This is a genomic window from Achromobacter sp. 2789STDY5608621 (assembly GCF_001299375.1).
Classification (GTDB): domain Bacteria; phylum Pseudomonadota; class Gammaproteobacteria; order Burkholderiales; family Burkholderiaceae_B; genus Achromobacter; species Achromobacter insuavis.
This window is the reverse complement of the sequence record NZ_CYTU01000008.1, coordinates 102,824-125,154: the sequence shown is the minus strand read 5'-3', so window position 1 is coordinate 125,154 and position 22,331 is coordinate 102,824. Positions and strand designations below refer to the sequence as shown.

Genomic DNA, 22,331 nt, shown 5'->3' with positions numbered 1-22,331 from the left:
GTGAGCCTTTACGAGAAACTCGCCAACGAGATCGCCAGGTCCATCCGCGACGGCGTGCTGCGCGTGGGCGACAAGCTGCCGTCGGTGCGCGACGCCTGCGCCAGCCGCGGCGTCAGCCCGTCGACGGTGTTCCAGGCCTACTACCTGCTGGAAGCGCGCGGCCTGATCCGCGCCCGCCCCCGCTCCGGCTACTACGTCAACGCGCGCGGCGACAGCCTGCCGCCGGAACCCGACACCTCCTGTCCCGACGGCGAATCGACCGAACTGGCGATCAGCGAACGCATCTTCGACATCCTCGATTCGGTGCGCAACCGCGACGTCACGCCGCTGGGCTCCGCCTTTCCGTCCCCCCTGCTGTTCCCGCTGCCACGGCTGGCCCAGGCCATGTCGGCGCATCTCAAGCGCCAGGATCCGCTGGACACGATGGAGGACCTGTCGCCCGGCAACCCAGGCCTGCGCCGGCAGATCGCGTTGCGCTACCTGATCGCCGGCATCAACGTGCCGGCCAACGACATCGTGGTCACCAACGGCGCGCTGGAAGCGCTCAACCTGTGCCTGCAGGCGGTGACGCAGCCCGGCGATACGGTCATCGTCGAAGCGCCGACCTTCTACGGCGCGCTGCAGGCGCTGGAGCGCCTGGGGCTGAAGGCGCTGGAAGTGCCGACGCATCCACGCACCGGCATCGACCTGGGCGCGATGGAAGCCGCGATCCAGCGTCACGCGCCCAGGGCCTGCTGGCTGATGACGCAGTTCCAGAATCCGCTGGGCAGCCTGATGCCCGAGGACAAGAAACGGCAACTGGTCGAACTGCTGGCGCGCCACCAGATCCCGTTGATCGAGGACGATGTCTACGGAGAACTGTATTTCGGCGCGACGCGGCCGGTGCCCGCCAAGGCCTTCGACAAGCAGGGCCTGGTGCTGCACTGCTCCTCATTCTCCAAATGCCTGGCGCCGGGCTACCGCATCGGCTGGGCCAGTGCGGGCCGCTATACGCAGCGCGTGCAGCGGCTGAAGCTGTCGTCCACGCTGTCGGCGTCGAGCCCGGCGCAGGGCGCCATCGCCGAATACCTGGAACAAGGCGGCTACGACCGCCACCTGCGCCGCCTGCGCGAAACGCTGCAGGCACAACAGGATCTGATGGCCAATGCGATCGCGCGCGAGTTTCCCGCGGGCACCCGCGTGACGCGGCCGCAGGGCGGCTTTTTCCTGTGGCTGGAGATGCCGGCGGCGGTCGATGCGCTGGCCCTGCATCGGCAGGCGCTGGCGCGCGGCATCAGCGTGGCGCCCGGCCCGATCTTCTCGGCCAGCGGCCGGTTCGGCAACGCGCTGCGGCTGAACTACGGCCACCCCTGGGACGAGGCCCAGGCCGACGCCATCCGCGTCCTGGGCGAGATGGCGCGCGCGGCCGCGCGATCGTCCTGATCAGTTGCGGGTCGAGGCGGCGCGGGCGCGCTTGACCTCCAGCGGCATCACGCCGCCCGCCTCGTTGCCCCAGCTGTTGCGGATGTAGGACACCAGCATCGCGATATCGTTGTCATTGAGCAATTGGCCGAACGGCGGCATGCCGTGCGGCCGCGGGTTGGCCGCGGTGGCGGGCGCGAAGCCGCCGTCCAGCACCATGCGGATGGCGTTGACCGGCGACGGCGCGGTCACCGTCGGATTGCCCGCCAGCGCGGGCCAGGCGCCGGGACTGCCCTCGCCTTGCGGCTGGTGGCATTGCACGCATTGCTGGCGGTAGATCTTGCCGCCCAGCTCCATGGCCGCCGGCGAGACCGGCGTGGCCGGCCGTGCCGCCACGGGGGTCGCCGGCAACGACTTCAGGTACACGCCCATCGCCAGCGCATCGTCCTCGGTCAGGTGCTGGGTGCTGCCCAGCACCACCTCGGCCATCGGACCGCTGGCGCTGGAATGCGCCGCCATGCCGGTGCGCAGCAAGGCGGCGATATCCTCGGCCGACCAGCGTCCCAGGCCCGTCCGCGGATCATTGGTCAGCGGCGGCGCATACCAGTCCAGCATCGGGATGATGCCGCCGGCCAGGCCGTCGGCCGCGCGCGTCGCGCCCAGGCTGTTGCGCGGCGCGTGGCAGGCGGCGCAATGGCCCAGGCCCTCGACCAGATAGCGGCCGCGGTTCCACTGCGTCGACTGGCCCGAATCGGCTTCCTGCACCCCCGGCCGGAAATACAGGGCGCGCCAGGCGGCCAGCAGGAGGCGCTGGTCGTACGGGAAATCGAGATCGGGCGCGCGGCTGGGCTGGTTCACCGGCGTGATCGTGCGCAGGTAGGCGAACAGCGCATCGGCGTCCGCCCGCGTCACGCGGGTGTATTCGGTGTACGGGAAGGCCGGGTACAGCAGCGTGCCGTCGCGCGACTTGCCGTTGTGCAGCGCCTGCCAGAAATCGTCCGCGCTCCAGGCGCCGATGCCGGTCTTCTCGTCGGGCGTGATGTTGGGTCCGTAGATCGTGCCGAACGGCGTCGGGATGGGCGTGCCGCCGGCATAGGCCTGGCCGCCGCGCGCGGTGTGGCAGGCCATGCAATTGCCGGCCAGCGCCAGGTAGCGGCCGCGCTCGATGCGCTGCTGCGGATCGGCCGGCGCCACGGCCGCGCCGGTGCTGGCGTCGTCGCGCGTGCCGAGCCAATACAGCGCGCCCAGCGCGATCACGGCCAGCGCCAGCAAGGCGCCCAGGATTCGCTTCATCAGTTTCATCCGGCGGCCCCTCAACGTTGCGCCTGGCTGCCGCACTCGGCGGGCAGGCGCAAAGCGCCGGCGGGCTCGGGCGCATAGGTGTCGGCCACCGGCTGCGACGACAGCCAGGCCGCCAGGGCGCCGATGTCTTCGGGCGTGAGCTTGTGGGCGATGTCCGCCATGCAGTCCGGCGCGGCGGCGCGGCGCAGGCCGTTCTTCCAGCTGCCGATCTGCGAGCCGACGTAGTCGCGCGGCAGGCCCAGCAAGCCGGGAATGGCCGGCAGCACCCCGCCGAGCGAGGCGCCATGACAGGCGGCACAGGCCGGCAGGCCACGGGCGGCATCGCCCGACAGCGCCAGCTTGCGGCCGGCCTCGAGCGTGGCGGCCGAGACCTCGGCGCGCACCGGCGGCGGATACGGCACGTGCTGCGCCGAGAAATAGGCGGCCATCTCGTGCAGGTAGGCGTCGGGCAGGCCCGTCAACAGGTGCGCCATGGGCCGGTACTGGCGCCGGTCGTCGCGGAAGTTCAGCAGCTGGTGGTAGAGGTATTCCTGCGGCTTGCCCGCCAGGCGCGGGTAGTACCCGTCGGCGCCGGCGCGGCCCTGCTCGCCATGACAGGCCGTACAGGCCGCCACCCGCGCCGCCATGGTGCCGGGCTGCAGCGCCTGGGGCGTGTCCTGGGCCAACGCGGGCGCTGTCGAAAAGGCAACAACGGCGGCGGCCAGGAGGCGGGATTTTGCCCGGAACCGTGGCAGTGAAACACTACGAAAGGAAATGAAGGCTAACATCTAGGATCAGTTGACACTAAGTCGAATTCCAACCCCGAAAGCGCATGGCGGCGGGGCGCGTAGATGAATCGGTCGTGTGTGCGGGTACCCAAGCTTACGCCGGGTCCCGCCAGGCAGTACAGGCGCAGATTCGCAGTTTACGGCCATATCAGATGCCAACCCGCCGGCATCCTCCTGGAAAAGCGTGCCACAATCATGTCCATGTTGAAAGTCGTCCTCGTTACCGGCATCTCAGGCTCAGGCAAGTCCGTTGCCCTGCGCATGCTCGAGGACGCCAGCTACACCTGCGTCGACAACCTGCCCGTGCGGTTCCTGACCGAGTTCGTGGCCAACGCCCGCGACGACGGCCTGGAACGCGTGGCCGTCGCCATCGACGTGCGTTCGCCCGGCGAACTGGCCGAACTTCCCGATGTGGTCACCGCGCTGCGCGCCATGGGCACCAGCCTGCGCGTGGTGTTCCTGGACGCCAGCACCGACACCCTGGTGCAGCGCTATTCCGAATCCCGCCGCCGCCATCCGCTGACCGACCGCCTGCAACGCGGCGGCACCGCGCCGTCGCTGACCGACTGCATCGCGCTCGAACGCGAACTGCTGGCGCCGCTGCGCGAGCAGGAACACGTCATCGACACCTCGGAGCTGACGCCGGGCCAATTGCGCGCCTGGATCCGCGACCTGATCCAGGCCGACCGCGCGCCGCTGGTGCTGACCTTCGAATCGTTCGCGTACAAGCGCGGCGTGCCGCGCGACGCCGACCTGGTGTTCGACGTGCGCTGCCTGCCCAATCCCTACTACGACCGCAACCTGCGTCCGCTGACCGGCCGCGACGAACCCGTCGCCGCCTGGCTGGCGGGTTATGAACAGGTGGGGCTGATGATCGACGACATCACCGGCTTCCTGAACCGCTGGCTGCCGCAGTACACGCAAGACACCCGCAACTACCTCACCGTCGCCATCGGCTGCACCGGCGGCCAGCACCGTTCGGTCTATGTGGTCGAACAACTGGCCAAGCGCTTTGCCGACCACGACCCGCTGCTGGTGCGCCATCGCACCCAACTGCCCGACGAATCCGCATGATCCTGTCCCGTCCGCTCCATATCCTGATGATGCTGTTGCTGGCCATTGCCGTGGCCGGCTGCTCTTCCACCGGGGGACGTAAAAAGGGCGGCGGGTACTACAAGGACGACGGCCCGGACGCCAATCCGCCGTCCAACCTGGACCAGGTGCCGGACGCGGTGCCGCGCATCGAGCCCTACGCCAGCGGCGCCAACCGCCCCTACGTGGTGTTCGGCCAGCGTTACGTGCCGGACACCACCGGCCAGCCCTACAAGCGCCAGGGCATCGCCTCGTGGTACGGCAAGAAATTCCACGGCAACTCGACCTCGATCGGCGAACCGTACGACATGTACGCCATGACGGCGGCCCACACCACGCTGCCGATTCCCAGCTATGCGCGGGTCACCAGCCTGGTCAACGGCAAGACCATCATCGTGCGGGTCAACGACCGCGGGCCGTTCCACAGCGACCGCATCATGGACCTGTCGTACGTGGCCGCCTACAAGCTGGGCATCATCGGGCCGGGCAGCGGCCAGGTGGTGGTGGAAAGCATCCAGCAGGACGAGATCCGCCGATGGGCCTCGCAAGGGCCCGCCCCGGAGCCCGCCTCGGCGACCGGTTCGACGCCGGTGGCCACGCCCGTGGCGGCCGCCCCCGTGGCGCTCGAGCCGCAACCGCTGGCGCAGCAACCGGCGCCCGCGCCGGGCAGCGCGCCGGTGCGCCAACCGGCGGCCGGCGGCATCGGCAATGTCTATCTGCAGGTGGGCGCGTTCAGCCAGCCGGCCAACGCGCAGTCGCTGGTCAGCCGCATCAACACGCAGCTGGGCGCGGCAGGCGCGCCGCCCGCGGCCGTGGAGCAATCGAACAACCTGTACCGGGTCAAGATCGGCCCCTATCCGGATCGCCAGAGCGCCCTGAACGCGGTGCAGCTGGTTTCCGACCGCATCGGCATCACGCCCAGCATCGCCGCGCAATAACGCGGCCCGCCGTCTACGGCCCCGGCGGCCAGTCGAACGACGGCTGCTCGAACGGCAGTTGCGCCTGGCCGTCACAGACGCGCCGCGCGCGCGGATTGCGGCTCAGGTACTCGCTGCCTTCATGTTTGAGCAGCGCCTGCTTGCGCGGCAGGCCGCCGCCGAAGCCGGTCAGCGAGGTATCGGCGCCGATGATGCGATGGCACGGAATGATGATGATGACGGGATTGCGGCCGACGGCGCCGCCGATGGCCTGCGCGCCCTTGGGCCGCCCCACGGTGCGCGCCAGTTCGCCGTAGCTGGCGAGCTGGCCGAAATCCAGCTTGCACAAGGCGCGCCAGACTTCATGCTGGAACGGCGTGCCGACCGGATCCAGCGCCACCTCGAACTCGCGGCGTTGGCCGGCGAACCATTCATCCAGCTCGCGCCGTGCCTGCTCCAGGATGGGATCGGATTCGCTGCGGGTCCAGCCCTCGGTCGAAGGCAGCAGGGTCTGGTCGGTGAACCAGGCGCCGCGCAGGCCCTTGGCGCTGGCGACCAGACGCATTTCGCCCAGCGGCGTGGGGATGTCACGGTAGACGATCGGCTCCGCGGCCTCGCCGGGACGCTTGCGGGTCTCTGCGGTGTAGATCATGGGCTTACGAATTCTTGCGGGCCAGGGCCCGGTTGTACAGGACGTCGCGCGACAGGCCGGTGACCTTGGCGGCGATCTTCGAGGCGTCGCGCACCGACAGGGTTTCGAGCAGCGCGTCCAGCAAGGCGTCGGCGCGCGGATCGGCGTCTTCATCGGCCTCCTGGCCGGCCTGGGCATGCGCGATCAGCACGAACTCGCCCTGCTCGCGGTGCGCGTCGGCCGCCAGCCAGGCGGCGGCCTCGCCCAGCGGAAACGTGGCGATCTCCTCGAAGCGCTTGGTCAGCTCGCGCGCCACGGTCAGCAGGCGGGCGGGGCCGCAGACCTCCAGCAGATCGGCCAGCGTCGCGGCCAGCCGGTGCGGCGATTCGAACATCACCACCGGCGCCGGCAGCGCGCACCAGGTGCGCAGCCAGCGCTGGCGCGCGGTGGCCTTGGACGGCGGAAAGCCGGCGAAAGCGTAGGCGGGATTCTCGTCGGTGGTGACGCCGCTGCCCATCAGCGCGGCGATCACGGCGCTGGGACCGGGCACCGGCACCACCGCGAAACCGGCCTCGCGCACCGCGCGCACCACGCGCGCGCCGGGATCGCTGACCGCGGGCGCGCCGGCGTCCGACACCAGCGCCACGCGCTGGCCCTGGGCCAGACGCTCGCAGATCGCCTGCGCCGCCGCGGCCTCGTTGTGCCGGTGCGCCGCCATCAGCGGCGTGCTGACGCCCCAGGCGTCCAGCAGCGTGCGGCTGGCGCGGGTGTCTTCGGCCGCGATCACGTCGGCGCGTTGCAGCGCATGCCAGGCGCGCAGCCCCAGGTCGCCCAGATTGCCGATCGGTGTGGCCACCACATACAGCGTCGAGGCGGGCCAATGCTGCCCGGCCACGCGTTCAGCGACGCGGGTCCAGGCGTCGCCGGCCACCGGGGATGAGACATTTTGATTCATTGCTGCCTACTTACGCGGAAAACCATGCCAGTGTAGCCGCCATCGTCCCCCGTTTCGGAACTGGCATGCCGGATGACACATTCGCTTTCGAGCTGGCCCTGGCGGCGCGCCGCCGCGCGCAAAAGCGGCGCCGGCGCGCCTCGACGCGCGCCAACGCCGACGATCGCCCGGCGCCGCGGCGCTCGCCGCGCCAGCGTATCGGCGATGGCCACGAAGACGCCGCCCTGCGCCTGCTGCGGGCCGCCGGCCTGGTGCTGCTGGCCCGCAACCTGGGCTGCCGCGCCGGCGAGATCGACCTGGTCATGCGCGACGGCGACGTCCTCGTGTTCGTCGAAGTGCGCTCGCGCCAGGGCGGCGCCTATGGCGGCGCGGCCGCCAGCATCGGCCGCGACAAGCAGGCGCGCCTGGCGCGCGCGGCGGCGCACTGGCTGCCGACCCTGGCCCTGCGCCACTGGCATGGCGCCACGCCCGCCGCACGCTTCGACGCCGTGGTGTTCGACGGCGGCCAGGTCCGGTGGCTGCGCGCGGCGTTCGCGCTGGCTTGATTCCGGCCCGCCCGTGAGATAATCGCGGCCATGGATATGACCTCTCGAATGACGTCGCACTTTCGCGACGCCATGGCCACGTACGAACAAAGCATGAACGTGCTGGCCGAGCCGCTGGCGATCGCGGTGGACGTGCTGTTTGGCGCCCTGGCCAACAACGGCAAGATTCTGGCTTGCGGCAACGGCGGCTCGGCCGCCGACGCGCAACATTTCATCGCCGAACTGGTGGGCCGCTTCGAACGCGAACGCCTGCCCCTGGCCGGCATCGCCCTGAACACCGACACCTCGATCCTGACCGCCGTCGGCAACGACTATGGCTTCGACGAAGTGTTCGAACGCCAGGTGAACGCCTTCGGCCAGGCCGGCGACGTGCTGGTGGCCATCTCCACCAGCGGCAATTCGCCCAATGTGGTGCGCGCCATGGAGGCCGCAGCCAGCCGTGAAATGCACGTGCTGGCCCTGACCGGCAAGGGCGGCGGCGTCATGGGGGAACTCATTACGCCGATGGACGTCCATCTATGTGTTCCCAGCGATCGCACCATGCGGATCCAGGAAGTCCATATACTGCTGTTGCATGCGCTTTGCGACGGCATTGACGCTCTTCTGCTTGGAGACACCGAATGATTTCAGACGTCAGAACCGCCGCCCGCCCCCTGCTGCTCGCCGCGGCCCTGTCCAGCGCGGCCCTGTCGCTGTCCGCCTGCGCCCCCCTGATCGTGGGCGGCGCCGCCGCCACCACCGCGCTGGTGGTGACCGACCGCCGCACCTCGGGCATCCAGCTCGAAGACCAGAACATGGCCTTCAAGGCCCAGAGCCAGATCTCCCAGAAGCTGGGCGAAACGGCGCGCGTCAATGCCATGGCCTATGGCGGCCACCTGCTGCTGACCGGCGACGTGCCCACCGAGGAAGCCAAGTCCCAGGCCACCGCCATCGCCCAGAGCGTCGAGAACGTCAAGCAGGTGATCAACCAGCTCACCGTCGGCCCGATCGCGTCCTTCGGCGTGCGTTCGAACGACACCTGGCTCACCTCCAAGGCCAAGACCGCCTTGCTCAACACCAAGTACGTGCCCTCCGGCACCATCGCCGTCACCACCGACCACAGCGTGGTCTACCTGATGGGCAAGGTGACGCAGGCCGAGGGCGACTACGCCGCCAACGCCGTGGCGGATCTCGGCGGCGTCGCAAAGGTGGTTAAACTGTTCGAGACCATCAGCCGCGAGGAAGCGATTCGCCTGTCGAACAGCGGCAGCAAGTCGACCACCACTGAAACCAAGGCCCCCATCGAGAGCGACCCGAATGCCGCCAGCAGCAGCGGCGGCGGCGCGCCCAGCGGTGGCAGCGCCGTAGAGGCCATGCCCATCAAATGAAAAAAGCCATCGTAGCCCTGGCCGTCCTGGTGGCGGTCGGCATCGGCGCCTGGTTCGTCATGCGCCCGGCGCAGACCGCGCCCAACGTCACCTTCACCACGCTGGAAGGCAAGACCTTCTCGATGCAGGACCTGCGCGGCAAGGTGGTGCTGGTGAAGTTCTGGGCCACCAGCTGTGTCACCTGCGTCAAGCAGATGCCCGAGACCATCTCCGCCTACAACGAGTACGCGGGCAAGGGCTACGAGGCCATCGCGGTCGCCATGGACTACGATCCGCCCAACTTCGTGCTGAACTTCACCGAAAGCCGCAAGCTGCCGTTCCCGGTGGCGCTGGACACCAAGGGCGACATCGCCCGCGCCTTCGGCGACATCCGCCTGACGCCCACCGCGTTCCTGATCGACAAGCAGGGACACATTATCAAGCGCTACCTGGGTGAATACGACGTGGCCGAATTCCACGCCACCGTCGAAAAGGCCCTGGCCGCCGGCTGATCCCGCCCCGCCATTGTTCAGAACCGCCCGCTTGCCGGGCGGTTTTCATTGAGTCTCGCCCCAACGCGCCGGCGCCGCCCCCGGGGCCAGGCCACGCGGCCCCTGCCCGTACCCGACGCCGTGTCCCGGCCCAAAAAGAAACCGCCCGCATGCGCGGGCGGTTTCGGCGGCGGAGTCAGGCCCGCGTCGCGATCAGAACGCCGGCACCACGGCGCCCTTGTACTTGTCGAGGATGAACTTCTTCACCTCGGGCGAGTGCAGCGCGTTGACCAGCTTCTTGATCCCCGGCGCGTCCTTGTTGTCGGCGCGGGTCACCAGGATGTTGGCGTAGGGCGAGTCGGCGCCTTCGATGAACAGCGCGTCCTTGGTCGGCACCAGGCCGGCTTCGAGCGCGTAGTTGGTGTTGATCAGGGCCAGGTCGACGTCATCCAGCGAGCGCGGCAGCATGGCGGCCTCGAGTTCGCGGAACTTCAGTTTCTTGGGGTTCTCGACCACGTCGGCGGCGGTCGCCAGGATGTTGGACGGATCCTTCAGCTTGATGATGCCCTGCTTCTGCAGCAGCACCAGCGCGCGGCCGCCGTTGGACGGGTCGTTCGGGATGGCGACGATGGCGCCGTCCTTCAGCTCGGCCAGGGTCTTGATCTTCTTGGAGTAGCCGCCGAAGGGTTCGACGTGCACCAGGGCGACCGGCACCAGCGTGGCCTTGCGGTCCTTGTTGAAGGTGTCCAGGTACGGCTTGTGCTGGAAGAAGTTGGCGTCGAGCTGCTTGTCGGCCAGTTGCAGATTGGGCTGGACGTAGTCGTTGAAGACCTTGATGTCGAGTTCCACGCCTTCCTTGGCCAGCTGCGGCTTGACCACTTCCAGGATCTCGGCGTGCGGGACCTGGGTGGCGCCCACCACGATCTTTTCGGCGTGAGCGGCGGTGGCCGCCACCAGGAGAGCCGACGCCACCAGGGCGGAACGGACGAAATTCAAACGCATGAGTTGCCTCTTTTATAGGTAGAAATTGGGGGCAAATGCCCAGCCGGTGTGGAGAATCCCCCTCATGAGGGGCGCTCCGTTGCGAAAACGCCCCCAATTTACCCCAATGCCGGTTATTTGTCGGGCATATGAACATGGGTTTAAAGCATAAGGAACCTGCGCGGACTACAATCCGTCGTATGCTTGCGCTACCGCGTTGCCAACGCGTTCCTGTGCAGGCATTTTTTACTGCCGGACCCCACGCCCCCACGGGGGGGCAATGCCATCGCGCCATCATCGGCGCAGGCTTTCAACCTCTAACTTTCATACCCTACTTATTGCCGACTTAGCTGCCATGACCGACACCCCCGACCCTGCTGCCGTCTCGTCTCCTGCTGTCAAAGCCGCGGTGCTCTCCGAAGCGCTGCCTTATATCCGACGATTCCACGGCAAAACCATCGTGGTCAAGTACGGCGGCAACGCCATGACGGAAGAGCGATTGCAACGCAGCTTCGCGCATGACGTGGTGTTGCTCAAGCTGGTGGGGCTGAATCCGGTGGTGGTGCACGGCGGCGGTCCGCAGATCGACGACGCGCTGCGCCGCATCGGCAAGCAGGGCACCTTCATCCAGGGCATGCGCGTCACCGACGCCGAGACCATGGAAGTGGTCGAATGGGTGCTGGGCGGCCAGGTCCAGCAGGACATCGTCATGATGATCAACGAGGTCGGCGGCAAGGCCGTGGGCCTGACCGGCAAGGACGGCGGACTGATCCAGGCCCAGAAAAAGCTGATGGCCAACAAGGAAAATCCCGCCGAACCGATCGACATCGGCTTCGTCGGCGACATCACCCTGGTCGAGCCGGCGGTGGTCAAGGCCCTGCAGGACGACCAGTTCATTCCGGTCATCTCGCCCATCGGCTACGGCGAGGACGGCACTGCCTACAACATCAACGCCGACGTTGTCGCCGGCAAGATGGCCGAAGTGCTGGGCGCCGAAAAGCTGCTGATGCTGACCAACACCCCGGGCGTGCTGGACAAGGCGGGCAAGCTGCTGCGCAGCCTGTCGGCCCAGACCATCGACGAGCTGTTCGCCGACGGCACCATCTCGGGCGGCATGCTGCCCAAGATCTCGTCCGCGCTCGATGCCGCCAAGAACGGCGTCAACTCGGTGCACATCGTCGACGGCCGCGTGCCGCACTGCCTGCTGCTGGAAATCCTGACCGACCAAGGCGTTGGCACGATGATCAGCTCGCACTGATGCGAGCGCTGCGCACCCTGCTGCGGCCGGCGGTGCGCCAGCGCCGCTCGCGCCGCACTGCCACAGGCGCCCCCGGGCGCCTGTGGTTGTTTGATCTGGACAACACGCTCCACGACACCTCCCACGCCATCTTTCCGCGGATCGACCACGGCATGACCATGGCCGTGGCCGAGGCGCTGGATGTCGACATCGACACCGCCAACGCCGTGCGCAAGCAGTACTGGCATCGCTACGGCGCGACGATGATCGGCATGGTGCGCCACCATGGCGTCGACCCGCACGCCTTCCTGCACCGCAGCCACGACTTCGACGTCAACCCGCTGGTGCGCGCCGAGAAGGCACTGGCCTACAAACTGCGCCAACTGCCCGGCCGCAAGGTGCTGCTGACCAATGCGCCGCTGCATTACGCGCGCGCCGTGCTGCGGCGGCTGGGCATCCTGCGCCAGTTCGACAGCCTGTGGGCCATCGAGCACATGCGCCTGCACGGTGAATTCCGTCCCAAGCCCTCGCCCGCGCTGCTGCGCTACGTACTGGCGCGCGAAGGCGTGCCGGCGCGCCAGGCGGTGCTGGTCGAAGACACCCTCGCCAACCTGCGCGGCGCCCGCCGCGCGGGGCTGCGCACGGTGCACGTGTTCCATCCGGGAACGCCGTTTTCACGCGGCCGCGCACAGCGGCCGTCGTATGTCGACTTGCGGGTAAACTGCGTCAGTGATCTGCTACTGCGCCGGCGTCCCTTGCGGGGCTAGCGCCCCTCCCCCACCCCTGCCTGCGTACCACCAGACCCGTCCATGGCGAGCAAACCCGGCGAGCGCAAGACCCAGATTCTGCAGACCCTGGCCGAGATGCTGGAGCAGCCGCACGCCTCGCGCATCACCACGGCGGCGCTGGCCGCCCGCCTGGAGGTCTCGGAAGCCGCGCTCTACCGGCATTTCGCCAGCAAGGCGCAGATGTTCGAGGGGCTGATCGAGTTCATCGAGACCAGCATCTTCACGCTGGTGAACCAGATCGCCATGGCCGAACCCTACGGCCTGTCGCAAGCGCACCAGACGGTGTCGATGCTGCTGACGTTCTCGGAACGCAACAAGGGCATGACGCGGGTGCTGACCGGCGACGCCCTGGTCACCGAGGACAACCGCCTGCAGGAACGCATCAACCACATCAACGACCGCATCGAGGCGTCGATCAAGCAATCGCTGCGCATCGCCGTCACCGATGGCGGCCTGCCGCCCGAGGCCAACGTGGCCGCGCATGCCAGCCTGCTGACGCACCTGGTGCTGGGACGATGGCTGCGCTATGCCCAGAGCGGCTGGCGCGTGGCGCCCACGCTGCACCTGGATGAGCAATTGCGCCTGGCGCTGGGCTGACCTGATTCGCGTCATGACCCGAACGAATTAGCGGTCCCGCACGACCGCGCTCGCGTTATTTGTTTGTTTTTACGCAACATTCACAGGGTTGCGATTTTCGCCGGCCGACGAGCATAATCTCCGGATCGGTTTTCCGACAAGCACGATTGTCCCTCGAATTGATATGCATCAATACGGGTTTTCCTCAATGCCGTCACGATCATTCTGTAGCGTCGGCACTTCGTTTTGATCCAGCCCAGGGCTGTGACGAGGTGCCGTCAGTTTGACCTCAACCGGAGATGGATATGACTGCGGAAACCGCTGTCCCTGCCTCGCAAGCCCCCAAGAAAACAAAAATCCCGATCGGCCTGGTCGCCGGCTTCCTCGTCATGATCGGCGTGCTGATGCTGCCGTTGCCGGCCGACCTGCCCGTCGCCGGCCATCGCATGCTGGCGATCCTGGCGTTCGCGGTGGTGGTGTGGATCACGGAAGCCGTGTCCTACGAAGCCAGCGCGATCATGATCACGACGCTAATGGCCTTCCTGCTGGGCACCGCGCCCACCATCAAGGACCCGCAGGTGCTGTACGGCACCTCCGCCGCCATCAGCATGGCGCTGACCGGCTTCGCCAACTCGGCGCTGGCGCTGGTCACCGGCGCCCTGTTCATCGCCGCGGCCATGACCTTCACCGGACTGGACCGGCGCATCGCGCTGGTGACGCTGTCCAAGGTCGGCACCAGCACGCGCCGCATCCTGATCGGATGTATCGCGGTGACCATCGTGCTGAGCCTGGTGGTGCCCAGCGCCACCGCCCGCAGCGCCGCCGTGGTGCCCATCATGATGGGCGTGATCGCGGCCTTCGGCGTGGACAAGCGCTCGAACATCGCCGCCGGCATCATGATCATCGTGGCGCAGGCCACCAGCATCTGGAACGTCGGCATCCAGACCGCCGCCGCGCAGAACCTGCTGACGGTCGGCTTCATGGAAAAGATGCTGGGCCAGCGCGTGGCCTGGTCGGACTGGCTGATCGCCGGCGCGCCCTGGTCGCTGATCATGTCGGCCGTGCTGATCATCATCGTGCTCAAGCTGCTGCCGCCGGAAAGCGACAGCATCGCGGGGGGCAAGGAAGCCGTCGAGAAATCGCTGCTTGAACTGGGTCCCATGACGGGCGCGCAAAAACGCCTGATGGCCGTGTCGGTCATGCTGCTGCTGTTCTGGTCGACCGAAGGCAAGCTGCACAAGTTCGACACCACCTCGACCACCTACTTCGGCCTGGTCCTGCTGCTGCTGCCGCGCTTTGGCGTGATGACCTGGAAAGACGTGCAGTCGCGCATCCCATGGGGCACCGTGATCGTGTTCGGCGTCGGCATCAGCCTGGGCACCGCGTTGCTGACCACGCAGGCCGGCCAATGGCTGGGCAACCAGGTGGTGGCGCACACCGGCCTGGACCACCTCGGCCCGCTCGCCATCTTCGCGATCCTGTCGGCCTTCCTGATCATCATCCACCTGGGGTTCGCCAGCGCCACCGCGCTGACATCGGCGATGCTGCCGATCCTGATCTCGGTGCTGGCCACGCTGCCGGGCGACTTCAGCCGCCTGGGCATGACCATGCTGCTGGGCTTCGTGGTGAGCTACGGCTTCATCCTGCCGATCAACGCGCCGCAGAACATGGTTTGCCTGGGCACCGAGACCTTCAACGCCAAGCAGTTCGCCAAGGTCGGCATCCTGGTCACCATCATCGGCTACGCGCTGATGATGCTGATGGGCATGACCTACTGGCGCTGGCTGGGCTGGCTGTAAGGAGGTCGCATCATGAAAATCTCCATTGCCCAAGCCAATGAATACGGCCGCCGCGTGCTGATGGCGCAAGGCGTGCCCGAAGATATCGCGCGCGACGTGGCCGAGCACCTGGTGGAGTCCGACCGGGTCGGCTACACCAGCCACGGCCTGTCGATCCTGACCAACTACCGACGCGTGCTGGGCGAAGGCCTGGCGCAGGCCGATGGCCGCCCCGAGCTGCTCAACGACCGCGGCGCGATGCTAGCCTATGACGGCCACAACGGCCTGGGCCAGTACGTCGGCAAGGTCGTGATCGAAAAGGCCATCGAACGCACGCAGGAGCACGGCCAGTGCATCCTGACGCTGCGCCGCAGCCATCACCTGGGCCGCATGGGCCACTACGGCGAGATGGTGGCGGCCAAGGGCCTGATCCTGCTGGCCTTCACCAACGTCATCAACCGCGCGCCCACGGTGGCGCCGTTCGGCGGCGCGCGCGCCTGCCTGACGACCAATCCGCTGTGCTTCGCCGGCCCGCTGCCAGGCGGCCGCCCGCCGTTCATCGTCGACATGGCGACCAGCTCGATCGCGGTGAACAAGGCCCGCGTGCTGGCGGCCAAGGGCGAGCAGGCGCCGCCGGGATCGCTGATCGACGCGCAAGGCAATCCGACCACGGACCCGGGCGCGCTGTTCACCGATCCGCCGGGCGCGCTGCTGCCGTTCGGCGGCCACAAGGGTTACGCGATGGGCCTGGTGGCCGAGCTGCTGGCGGGCGTGCTGTCCGGCGGCGGCACGATCCAGCCGGAGCATCCGCGCAACGGGGTGGCGACGAACAACATGTTCGCGCTGCTGCTGGATCCGCAGGTGGACTTCAATACGGACTGGCGCTCGATGGAAGTGGGCGCGTTCATCGACTACCTGCATGCCTGCCCGCCGCAACCAGGCGTGGACGGCGTCCAGTATCCGGGCGAGTACGAAGCCCGCAACCGCGAACTGAACGCGGAGTCGCTGGAATTCGCGCCCCCAATCTGGGATGGATTGAAGAAGCTGGCCGCGGACCTTGGGGTGCCTGAAGCGTTGCCTTGAGGGTTTGTGTTTACGGGTGTTTTTGCGGGCGGCTCAGGGGTTCTTGAGCCGCCCGTTGCGTTGGCGGTCGGGGGTGGCGGGGCTACGATTGCGGTCCGGAGCCTTCGCTCCGGACTGCCCCGTTGTCAACCTCGTACGCCTTCGGCTCCCTACGGTTTCCCTCGGGCGCATCTACACGCCCCGCCACCCCCGACCGCCAACGCAACGGGCTCACGTCGTCTCGGGTTCAACATCGCAGGGGCGAATTGTGTGCTTGGCGTTTTTGCCAGCGACTGGGGGAGAGGAGGATCTTGCGGGGCCCGCCCAAAGCCGGCCGCGCGGGCGGCCTTTTTGGGCTTACGCGATGTGGGGCGTCGAGGGGGTGGCGGCGGAGCCGCTGGTGAGGGACGTGTGATGTTCATCGGCGTCGTGGGCTGAAGACTGAGACGGCTGCCACTACAACGAAAGGCGGCCACTGCCGCATCGCAATCATGCGCCAATGACACACCGCTCGCACCCAGACTGTTTGTGGTCGGCGCGAAAGGCTCGCCACGCGCAACATGTTTTTCGCCGCGCCGACCACCACCGCCCCTCCCCCAACCATGCGGAATTATCAGCCCCCCTCGTCACCCCCGCGCAGCGCACACCGCCCCAACGCCACACACCATGTATGCCGATGATGGCCGCCCGCGCGGCCATCATCGGCGGGCGACGCAAAACTCTCTCCTTACCCCACGCTGCGGCAGCGCCCCACTTCTCGAAACCGGTAGCCCGGGGCGGCCTACGAAGAAAAAAATCAGCTCTTGACCGACCGATGCCGACTAATGCTCATCATGATCCCAAACGCAATCCCCATGGTGAACAAGGCTGTCCCCCCATAGCTCATGAACGGCAATGGCACCCCGACCACAGGCAGAATCCCCGTCACCATGCCCACGTTCACAAATACATAGATGAACAGCATCATCGTCAACGCCCCGGACAGCAGCCGCCCGAACTGCGATGATGCGCGCGAAGCGATGGTCAGGCCGCGGGCCATCATCAGGCCGTACAGCACCAGGATGGCGATGCCGCCGTACAGGCCGAATTCCTCGGCGTAGACGGCGAAGATGAAGTCCGTGGTGCGCTCGGGGATGAAGTCCAGGTGGGTCTGCGTGCCCTTCATGTAGCCCTTGCCGTAGACGCCGCCCGAGCCCACCGCGATCATCGACTGGATCGTGTGGAAGCCCTTGCCGAGCGGGTCGGAGCTGGGGTTGAGCAGCGTGCAGACGCGGTGCTTCTGGTAATCGTGCAGCACCACCCAGTTGACGTCCGGTTCGCACAGCTGGTCTTCGTAGTAGACCAGCGTGCCGATGCCGATGATGCCGGCCAGCATGACCGGGACCAGCAGCTTGAACGACAGACCGGCGAAGTAGATGACGAAGAAGCCGGCGCCGAACACCAGCAGCGCGGTGCCCAGGTCGGGCTGCAGCACGATCAGGCCGAAGGGGGCCGCCAGCATCGCGGCGGCGGCCAGGAAGTCGCGGATGCGGACCGCGCCCTCGTGGCGCTGGAAGTACCAGGCCAGCATCATGGGCACGGCGATCTTCATCATCTCGGACGGCTGGATGCGGGTCACGCCCAGGTTGAGCCAGCGCGTCGCGCCCTTGCTGGTCTCGCCGAAGAATTCCACGCCCAGCAGCAGCACCACGCCGACCACGTAGAACGGCAGCGCCAGCTTCATCAGCCACTTGGGCGGAATCAGCGCCATGGTCCACATGGCGAAGAAAGCGATGATGAAATTGCGCGACTGCTCGGCAAAACGCCAGTCGGTGCCGCCCACCGCCGAATGCATGACGGTCAGGCCGAGCGCGGCGAACATCATCAGGATCGCCAGCAGCGGCCAGTCGAAGGCCGTGAAGACGCGCAGCAGGATCAGGCCGAGACGCTTCATTGTTGGCGCACCAGGTCGGAGGTGATGTTTTCGACCGAGGCCGTCGATGCGTTGCGCTCAGGGCGCTGGATCTTGTCCTGGCGATCCTTGGCCAGCCAGTAGTCGAACACCTTGCGCGCCACCGGCGCGGCCACGCTGGCGCCCCAGCCGGCGTTCTCGACGATCAGCGCCACGGCGATGCGCGGGTGTTCGAGCGGCGCGAAGCCCATGAACAGCGCGTGGTCGCGCAGGCGTTCGTCGATGGCGCTGGCGCGGTAGTGGCCGCCGCGCAGGCTGAACACCTGGGCCGTGCCGGTCTTGCCGGCGGCCTGGTAGGGCGCGTTGGCGAAGGCGCGGCGCGCGGTGCCGGCGCGCACCACGTCGGCCATGGCGTTCTTGATGACGTCGACGTTGGCCTGCTTGAGCGGAATGCGGTAGTCGGGCGCGGACTCGGTGGGCTTGGCCACGCCCGAGCGCGGGTCCCGCACCGCGTGCACCAGGTGCGGCCGGCGATACAGGCCGTCGTTGGCCAGGGTCGAAGTGCCCTGCGCCAGCTGCAGCAGGGTAAAGGCGTTGTAGCCCTGGCCCACGGCGACGGAGATGGTCTCGCCGGCGTACCAGCGCTGGCGTTCCTTGTCCTTGTAGGCCGAACGCTTCCAGTCGGTGGACGGCAGCACGCCGCGCTTTTCGCCCTCGAGGTCGATGCCGGTGATCTGGCCGAAGCCGAACTGCTTGGTGAAATCGTGCAGCGCGTTCACGCCGATCTCGGGGCCGAGCGAATAGAAATACGTGTCCGACGACACCACGATGGCCTTGTGCATGTCGGTCATGCCGTAGGCGGCGCCGCCGGCGTTGCGGAATTTCTGGCCGCCGAACTCGAAGTAGCCGGGATCGGAAATGCGGTCGGTGGCGCGGCGCTTGCCCAGCTCCAGGGCCGCCAGGCCGACGAAGGGCTTGTAGGTCGAGCCGATCGGATAGGTGCCGTACAGCGGGCGGTTGATCAGCGGGTGGTCCGGCGACTCGTTCAGCATGCGCCAGTTGTCCACGTCGATGCCGTCGACGAACAGGTTCGGGTCGAACGAGGGCTGCGACACGAACGCCAGCACCTCGCCGGTGTCGGGGTCGATCGCCACCAACGCGCCGCGCTGGCCCACGAAGGCTTCCTCGGCCACTTTCTGCAGGCCCAGGTCGATCGACAGCATGATGTCCGAGCCCGGCACCGGGTCGATGCGGCGCAACGTGCGCATGGGACGGCCGCCCGCGGTCACCTCGACCTCTTCCAGGCCGGTGCGGCCATGCAGCGCTTCTTCCCAGGTCTTCTCGATGCCCTTCTTGCCGATGACGTCGGTGCCGCGGTAGTTGCCCAATTGGCCGGCGCGCTCGAGTTCCTCGATGTCGCCCTCGGCGATACGGCCGATGTAGCCGACCACGTGGGCGGCGGACTGGCCTTGCGGATACTCGCGCACCCAGCGCGCGCGCAGCTCGACGCCCGGGAACTGGAAGGCGTGGGCGGCGAACCAGGCGGCTTCGGTCTCGTTGAGGTTGTTGCGCAGCTGCAGGCTGGCGTAGCGGCTGGATTCGGCCGCGCGGCGCTTGAAGCGGCGCTGATCGGCCGGGCTGATGTACACCACCTGCGTCAGCCGCTCGAACAGCGCGTTCATGTTGCCGGCCTGGGCCGGCACCACTTCAAGCGTGTAGGTGCGGTAGTTGCGCGCCAGCACCTCGCCGTTGCGGTCGAGGATCTCGCCGCGGCGCGGCGGGATCGGCACCACGGCGATGCGATTGCGGTCGGCGCGCTCGGACAGGCCCTCGTAGCGGTCGACCTGCAGGTACCAGAACCGGCCCACCAGCACGCCGAAGCAGGCCAGCGCGAACACGCCGCCCACCCAGGCGCGCAGGCGGAAGCGCTGCTTTTGCTGCTGGCCGGTTTTCTTGAATTCGAACATGTGACGCGGCGCCGCCGTCAGGCGGAGGAAGATTCGGCGTCATCGGCACCGCGCTGCGGCAAGTGCAGGACCCAGCCCGCCAGCGGCCACAGGGCGGCGGTGATGGCCACGCTGATGCCCCAGTCCCAACCCGGCCATTTGCCGGCCAGCCAGGCGTGGATGATCTGGGTGAGGAAGCGGGCGATCAGGAACACAGGCAGCATGTGCATGGCCTGGCTCCAGAGGTCGAAACGTTGCAGGCGGCGGTGCAGCACCACGGCGCCGTAGGCGACCAGGGTGTAGGACAACGCATGCTCGCCGAGCAGGCCGGCGTCGTGCACGTCCATCAGCAGGCCGAAGCAGAAGGCGGTGAACAGGCCGACGCGGCGCGGCTCGTGCACGCACCAGAAGGCGATGATCAGGATCAGGACGTCGGGCGCGCCCTGCCACAGGCGCCAAGGCAGCAGCGACACCAGCCAGACCAGCAGGATGGTGCCCCAGACGAAGACCCCGTGTGCGGGGCCCGACAGGCGTTCCGGGTGCACGTTGCTGGGCGTGCCCAGCCGGCGCCGCGGTTGCCCGGATGATTGTTGATTAGTCCGATCCACCGGAATCGACCTCCTGACGGTTGGACTCGGCACGTTCCACGTCCACCTGCAGGACCAGGAAGTGGCGATAACGTTCAGGGTGGGCCAGCGGTTCGCAGACGGCTCGCGCGAAGCCGGAAGCGGTATCGCGCTCGACCGAGGTTACCTTGGCCACCGGCAGGCCGGCGGGAAACAGCCCGCCGACGCCACTGGTGACGATAGTATCGCCTTCCTTGATGTCCGCATTGGCCGCGAGGTAACGGACCTCCATCTTGCCGGGAGAGTTCCCGCCAAAGGCGATCAGCCGCAGACCATTGCGCAGCAGCTGCACCGGGATGGACACCTGCTCGTCGGTGACCAGCGCGGCTTCGGCCGTCATGGGCGTCACGCGCACGATCTGGCCGACCACGCCGCCTTCGTCGATCACGGGCATGCCCGGCGCCAGGCCGGCCTTGCTGCCCTTGTTGAACACCAGCCGCTGGTTGAAGGCGTTGGTGGGCTCGTACAGCACTTCCACCACCACGGCCGACTGCGCCACGGTATCGGTCACGCCGAGCAGGCGGCGCAATTGCGCGTTTTCGGCGGCCAGCTGCGCCGCATGCGTGGCCACCTGGGCCAGCTCGATGCGCTGGCGCTGCAAGGCTTCGTTTTCAGTGCGGATGAGGTTGGCGGCGTTGACCCACTCGTTGACCTGTTGGACCAGATCGCGCGGCGCCATGACGGCGCGCTGGAAGGGATACAGCGCCACAGACATCGCGCGACGCGCCGGTTCCAGCATGCGCCACTGCGAATCCATGATGATCAAAGCCAGTGCCAGGACGACCAGGATGACCAGCCGCACCTCCGCCGGAGGGCCGCGCCTGAATAGGGGGGGAGTCCCTTGTCGTTGCATGAATCTCAGCCCGGGCGCCCGCGCCCGCAGCCCCCGCAGCGGCCGGAGCCGTGAAAAAGCGGGGCTCCGGGCTGGCGGGCAGGATTAGTCGTTGATGAAGATCGCGCCCAGTTTCTCAAGGTGTTCCAGCGCCTCGCCGCAACCGCGCACGACGCAGGTCAGGGGATCATCGGCGACCACCACCGGCAGGCCGGTTTCTTCCTGCAGCAGGCGGTCGAGGTCGCGCAGCAGCGCGCCACCGCCGGTCAGGGCGATGCCCTTGTCGGTGATGTCGGCGCCGAGTTCGGGCGGGGTCTGTTCCAGGGCGATCTTGACGGCCGAGACGATCTGGTTGAGCGGGTCGGTCAGCGATTCCAGGATCTCGTTGGACGAGACCGTGAAGCTGCGCGGCACGCCTTCGGCCAGGTTGCGACCCTTGACCTCGATCTCGCGGACTTCGGAACCCGGGAACGCCGAGCCGATTTCCTTCTTGATGAGTTCGGCGGTGGGTTCGCCGATCAGCATGCCGTAATTGCGGCGGATGTAGTTGACGATGGCCTCGTCGAACTTGTCGCCGCCGACGCGCACCGAACCCTTGTAGACCATGCCGCCCAGCGAGATGACCGCCACTTCGGTGGTGCCGCCGCCGATGTCGACGACCATGGAGCCGCTGGCGTCGGAGACGGCCAGGCCGGCGCCGATGGCCGCGGCCATGGGTTCTTCGATCAGGAACACGTGCGAGGCGCCGGCGCCGAGGGCCGATTCGCGGATGGCGCGGCGTTCAACCTGGGTGGAGCCGCAGGGCACGCACACGATGATGCGCGGGCTGGGCGCCAGCATGTTGCGGGGGTGCACCATGCGGATGAACTGCTTGAGCATCTGCTCGGTGACCGTGAAGTCGGCGATGACGCCGTCCTTCATGGGCCGGATGGCCTCGATGTTGCCGGGCACGCGGCCGAGCATCTGCTTGGCCTCCTGGCCGACGGCCTGGATGATTTTCTTGCCGTGAGGCCCGCCTTCATGACGGATAGCGACCACGGAGGGCTCATCGAGCACGATGCCCTTGCCGCGGACGTAGATCAGCGTATTGGCGGTACCGAGGTCGATCGCCATATCGCTGGAAAAATAACTGCGCAGGAATCCGAACATGGGAGCTCAGCTAAATTC

22 protein-coding genes are annotated in these 22,331 nt (G+C 67.6%); 12 read left to right on the top strand and 10 right to left on the bottom strand.

Features of this window, described 5'->3' with window-relative positions:
- Positions 1-1,422 (top strand): aminotransferase-like domain-containing protein, encoded by a 1,422-nt coding sequence (locus AOZ53_RS11230; protein ID WP_054429287.1) that lies wholly within the window; start codon positions 1-3, stop codon positions 1,420-1,422.
- Here the strand turns inward: AOZ53_RS11230 and AOZ53_RS11225 are convergent, their stop codons facing one another.
- Positions 1,423-2,703: a c-type cytochrome gene (locus AOZ53_RS11225; RefSeq protein WP_054487828.1), complete on the bottom strand. Its 1,281-nt coding sequence runs from the start codon at positions 2,701-2,703 to the stop codon at positions 1,423-1,425.
- A gap of 11 nt (positions 2,704-2,714) precedes the next feature.
- A complete protein-coding gene (locus tag AOZ53_RS11220; RefSeq protein ID WP_156333355.1) occupies positions 2,715-3,470 on the bottom strand; it encodes a c-type cytochrome in 756 nt (251 codons plus the stop codon).
- 201 nt (positions 3,471-3,671) lie between these two features.
- Between AOZ53_RS11220 and rapZ the strand changes: the two genes are divergently transcribed.
- Both rapZ and AOZ53_RS11210 read left to right on the top strand, forming a co-directional pair.
- Positions 3,672-4,544: an RNase adapter RapZ gene (rapZ, locus tag AOZ53_RS11215; RefSeq protein ID WP_035361057.1), complete on the top strand. Its 873-nt coding sequence runs from the start codon at positions 3,672-3,674 to the stop codon at positions 4,542-4,544.
- Positions 4,541-5,500, top strand: a complete 960-nt coding sequence (locus AOZ53_RS11210) for a septal ring lytic transglycosylase RlpA family protein (protein ID WP_054429285.1) — start codon at positions 4,541-4,543, stop codon at positions 5,498-5,500. Before rapZ ends, AOZ53_RS11210 begins: the two co-directional genes overlap by 4 nt.
- 13 nt (positions 5,501-5,513) lie before the next feature.
- On the opposite strand, the gene AOZ53_RS11205 is transcribed toward AOZ53_RS11210, so the two are convergent.
- A complete protein-coding gene (locus tag AOZ53_RS11205) occupies positions 5,514-6,131 on the bottom strand; it encodes a methylated-DNA--[protein]-cysteine S-methyltransferase (RefSeq protein ID WP_054429284.1) in 618 nt (205 codons plus the stop codon).
- A gap of 4 nt (positions 6,132-6,135) precedes the next feature.
- Positions 6,136-7,065: a 16S rRNA (cytidine(1402)-2'-O)-methyltransferase gene (gene rsmI / locus AOZ53_RS11200; protein ID WP_054429283.1), complete on the bottom strand. Its 930-nt coding sequence runs from the start codon at positions 7,063-7,065 to the stop codon at positions 6,136-6,138.
- A gap of 65 nt (positions 7,066-7,130) precedes the next feature.
- Here rsmI and AOZ53_RS11195 point away from each other — a divergent pair, with 65 nt between their 5' ends.
- From AOZ53_RS11195 to AOZ53_RS11180, 4 genes are read left to right on the top strand one after another with little or no spacing between them, the layout of a single operon-like run.
- Positions 7,131-7,610 carry a YraN family protein gene (locus AOZ53_RS11195; RefSeq protein WP_054429282.1) on the top strand — a complete coding sequence of 160 codons (480 nt, stop codon included), beginning with the start codon at positions 7,131-7,133 and terminating at the stop codon, positions 7,608-7,610.
- Between the two features lie 30 nt (positions 7,611-7,640).
- Entirely contained in the window at positions 7,641-8,234 is a 594-nt protein-coding gene (locus AOZ53_RS11190; RefSeq protein ID WP_006389868.1) for a phosphoheptose isomerase, read from the top strand.
- Entirely contained in the window at positions 8,231-8,977 is a 747-nt protein-coding gene (locus AOZ53_RS11185; protein ID WP_054487827.1) for a BON domain-containing protein, read from the top strand. The genes AOZ53_RS11190 and AOZ53_RS11185 overlap by 4 nt, the downstream gene beginning before the upstream one ends.
- Entirely contained in the window at positions 8,974-9,468 is a 495-nt protein-coding gene (locus tag AOZ53_RS11180; RefSeq protein WP_006391817.1) for a peroxiredoxin family protein, read from the top strand. Before AOZ53_RS11185 ends, AOZ53_RS11180 begins: the two co-directional genes overlap by 4 nt.
- A gap of 192 nt (positions 9,469-9,660) precedes the next feature.
- On the opposite strand, the gene AOZ53_RS11175 is transcribed toward AOZ53_RS11180, so the two are convergent.
- Positions 9,661-10,449, bottom strand: a complete 789-nt coding sequence (locus AOZ53_RS11175; RefSeq protein ID WP_006391818.1) for a MetQ/NlpA family ABC transporter substrate-binding protein — start codon at positions 10,447-10,449, stop codon at positions 9,661-9,663.
- 334 nt (positions 10,450-10,783) lie between these two features.
- Here AOZ53_RS11175 and argB point away from each other — a divergent pair, with 334 nt between their 5' ends.
- The 5 genes from argB (at position 10,784) to AOZ53_RS11150 (ending at position 15,890) form a co-directional block, all read left to right on the top strand.
- Positions 10,784-11,686: an acetylglutamate kinase gene (gene argB / locus AOZ53_RS11170; protein WP_006391819.1), complete on the top strand. Its 903-nt coding sequence runs from the start codon at positions 10,784-10,786 to the stop codon at positions 11,684-11,686.
- Positions 11,686-12,432 (top strand): pyrimidine 5'-nucleotidase, encoded by a 747-nt coding sequence (locus tag AOZ53_RS11165; RefSeq protein ID WP_054429280.1) that lies wholly within the window; start codon positions 11,686-11,688, stop codon positions 12,430-12,432. The genes argB and AOZ53_RS11165 overlap by 1 nt, the downstream gene beginning before the upstream one ends.
- A gap of 42 nt (positions 12,433-12,474) precedes the next feature.
- A complete protein-coding gene (slmA, locus tag AOZ53_RS11160; protein WP_054429279.1) occupies positions 12,475-13,050 on the top strand; it encodes a nucleoid occlusion factor SlmA in 576 nt (191 codons plus the stop codon).
- A 284-nt stretch (positions 13,051-13,334) separates the two neighbouring features.
- Positions 13,335-14,828 carry a DASS family sodium-coupled anion symporter gene (locus tag AOZ53_RS11155; protein ID WP_082385600.1) on the top strand — a complete coding sequence of 498 codons (1,494 nt, stop codon included), beginning with the start codon at positions 13,335-13,337 and terminating at the stop codon, positions 14,826-14,828.
- A gap of 12 nt (positions 14,829-14,840) precedes the next feature.
- Positions 14,841-15,890 carry an Ldh family oxidoreductase gene (locus tag AOZ53_RS11150; RefSeq protein ID WP_054474894.1) on the top strand — a complete coding sequence of 350 codons (1,050 nt, stop codon included), beginning with the start codon at positions 14,841-14,843 and terminating at the stop codon, positions 15,888-15,890.
- A 775-nt stretch (positions 15,891-16,665) separates the two neighbouring features.
- Here AOZ53_RS11150 and rodA read toward each other — a convergent pair.
- The 5 genes from rodA to AOZ53_RS11125 all read right to left on the bottom strand — a co-directional run bounded on the left by rodA (position 16,666) and on the right by AOZ53_RS11125 (position 22,313).
- Positions 16,666-17,802: a rod shape-determining protein RodA gene (gene rodA, locus AOZ53_RS11145; protein ID WP_049076918.1), complete on the bottom strand. Its 1,137-nt coding sequence runs from the start codon at positions 17,800-17,802 to the stop codon at positions 16,666-16,668.
- Positions 17,799-19,727 carry a penicillin-binding protein 2 gene (gene mrdA, locus AOZ53_RS11140; protein ID WP_054430698.1) on the bottom strand — a complete coding sequence of 643 codons (1,929 nt, stop codon included), beginning with the start codon at positions 19,725-19,727 and terminating at the stop codon, positions 17,799-17,801. Before mrdA ends, rodA begins: the two co-directional genes overlap by 4 nt.
- Before the next feature lie 17 nt (positions 19,728-19,744).
- Positions 19,745-20,314, bottom strand: coding sequence for a rod shape-determining protein MreD (gene mreD, locus AOZ53_RS11135; RefSeq protein WP_054430699.1), 570 nt, complete (start codon positions 20,312-20,314; stop codon positions 19,745-19,747).
- Positions 20,301-21,185 carry a rod shape-determining protein MreC gene (gene mreC, locus AOZ53_RS11130; RefSeq protein WP_049076925.1) on the bottom strand — a complete coding sequence of 295 codons (885 nt, stop codon included), beginning with the start codon at positions 21,183-21,185 and terminating at the stop codon, positions 20,301-20,303. Before mreC ends, mreD begins: the two co-directional genes overlap by 14 nt.
- Before the next feature lie 84 nt (positions 21,186-21,269).
- A complete protein-coding gene (locus AOZ53_RS11125) occupies positions 21,270-22,313 on the bottom strand; it encodes a rod shape-determining protein (RefSeq protein WP_006391829.1) in 1,044 nt (347 codons plus the stop codon).
- Positions 22,314-22,331 lie beyond the last annotated feature (18 nt).

Coding starts and splice junctions, on each gene's coding strand:
- AOZ53_RS11225 (WP_054487828.1), bottom strand. CDS start 2,703: ATGAAACTGATGAAGCGAATCCTGGGCGCCTTGCTGGCGCTGGCCGTG.
- AOZ53_RS11220 (WP_156333355.1), bottom strand. CDS start 3,470: ATGTTAGCCTTCATTTCCTTTCGTAGTGTTTCACTGCCACGGTTCCGG.
- rapZ (WP_035361057.1), top strand. CDS start 3,672: ATGTTGAAAGTCGTCCTCGTTACCGGCATCTCAGGCTCAGGCAAGTCC.
- AOZ53_RS11210 (WP_054429285.1), top strand. CDS start 4,541: ATGATCCTGTCCCGTCCGCTCCATATCCTGATGATGCTGTTGCTGGCC.
- AOZ53_RS11205 (WP_054429284.1), bottom strand. CDS start 6,131: ATGATCTACACCGCAGAGACCCGCAAGCGTCCCGGCGAGGCCGCGGAG.
- rsmI (WP_054429283.1), bottom strand. CDS start 7,065: ATGAATCAAAATGTCTCATCCCCGGTGGCCGGCGACGCCTGGACCCGC.
- AOZ53_RS11195 (WP_054429282.1), top strand. CDS start 7,131: ATGCCGGATGACACATTCGCTTTCGAGCTGGCCCTGGCGGCGCGCCGC.
- AOZ53_RS11190 (WP_006389868.1), top strand. CDS start 7,641: ATGGATATGACCTCTCGAATGACGTCGCACTTTCGCGACGCCATGGCC.
- AOZ53_RS11185 (WP_054487827.1), top strand. CDS start 8,231: ATGATTTCAGACGTCAGAACCGCCGCCCGCCCCCTGCTGCTCGCCGCG.
- AOZ53_RS11180 (WP_006391817.1), top strand. CDS start 8,974: ATGAAAAAAGCCATCGTAGCCCTGGCCGTCCTGGTGGCGGTCGGCATC.
- AOZ53_RS11175 (WP_006391818.1), bottom strand. CDS start 10,449: ATGCGTTTGAATTTCGTCCGTTCCGCCCTGGTGGCGTCGGCTCTCCTG.
- argB (WP_006391819.1), top strand. CDS start 10,784: ATGACCGACACCCCCGACCCTGCTGCCGTCTCGTCTCCTGCTGTCAAA.
- AOZ53_RS11165 (WP_054429280.1), top strand. CDS start 11,686: ATGCGAGCGCTGCGCACCCTGCTGCGGCCGGCGGTGCGCCAGCGCCGC.
- slmA (WP_054429279.1), top strand. CDS start 12,475: ATGGCGAGCAAACCCGGCGAGCGCAAGACCCAGATTCTGCAGACCCTG.
- AOZ53_RS11155 (WP_082385600.1), top strand. CDS start 13,335: ATGACTGCGGAAACCGCTGTCCCTGCCTCGCAAGCCCCCAAGAAAACA.
- AOZ53_RS11150 (WP_054474894.1), top strand. CDS start 14,841: ATGAAAATCTCCATTGCCCAAGCCAATGAATACGGCCGCCGCGTGCTG.
- rodA (WP_049076918.1), bottom strand. CDS start 17,802: ATGAAGCGTCTCGGCCTGATCCTGCTGCGCGTCTTCACGGCCTTCGAC.
- mrdA (WP_054430698.1), bottom strand. CDS start 19,727: ATGTTCGAATTCAAGAAAACCGGCCAGCAGCAAAAGCAGCGCTTCCGC.
- mreC (WP_049076925.1), bottom strand. CDS start 21,185: ATGCAACGACAAGGGACTCCCCCCCTATTCAGGCGCGGCCCTCCGGCG.
- AOZ53_RS11125 (WP_006391829.1), bottom strand. CDS start 22,313: ATGTTCGGATTCCTGCGCAGTTATTTTTCCAGCGATATGGCGATCGAC.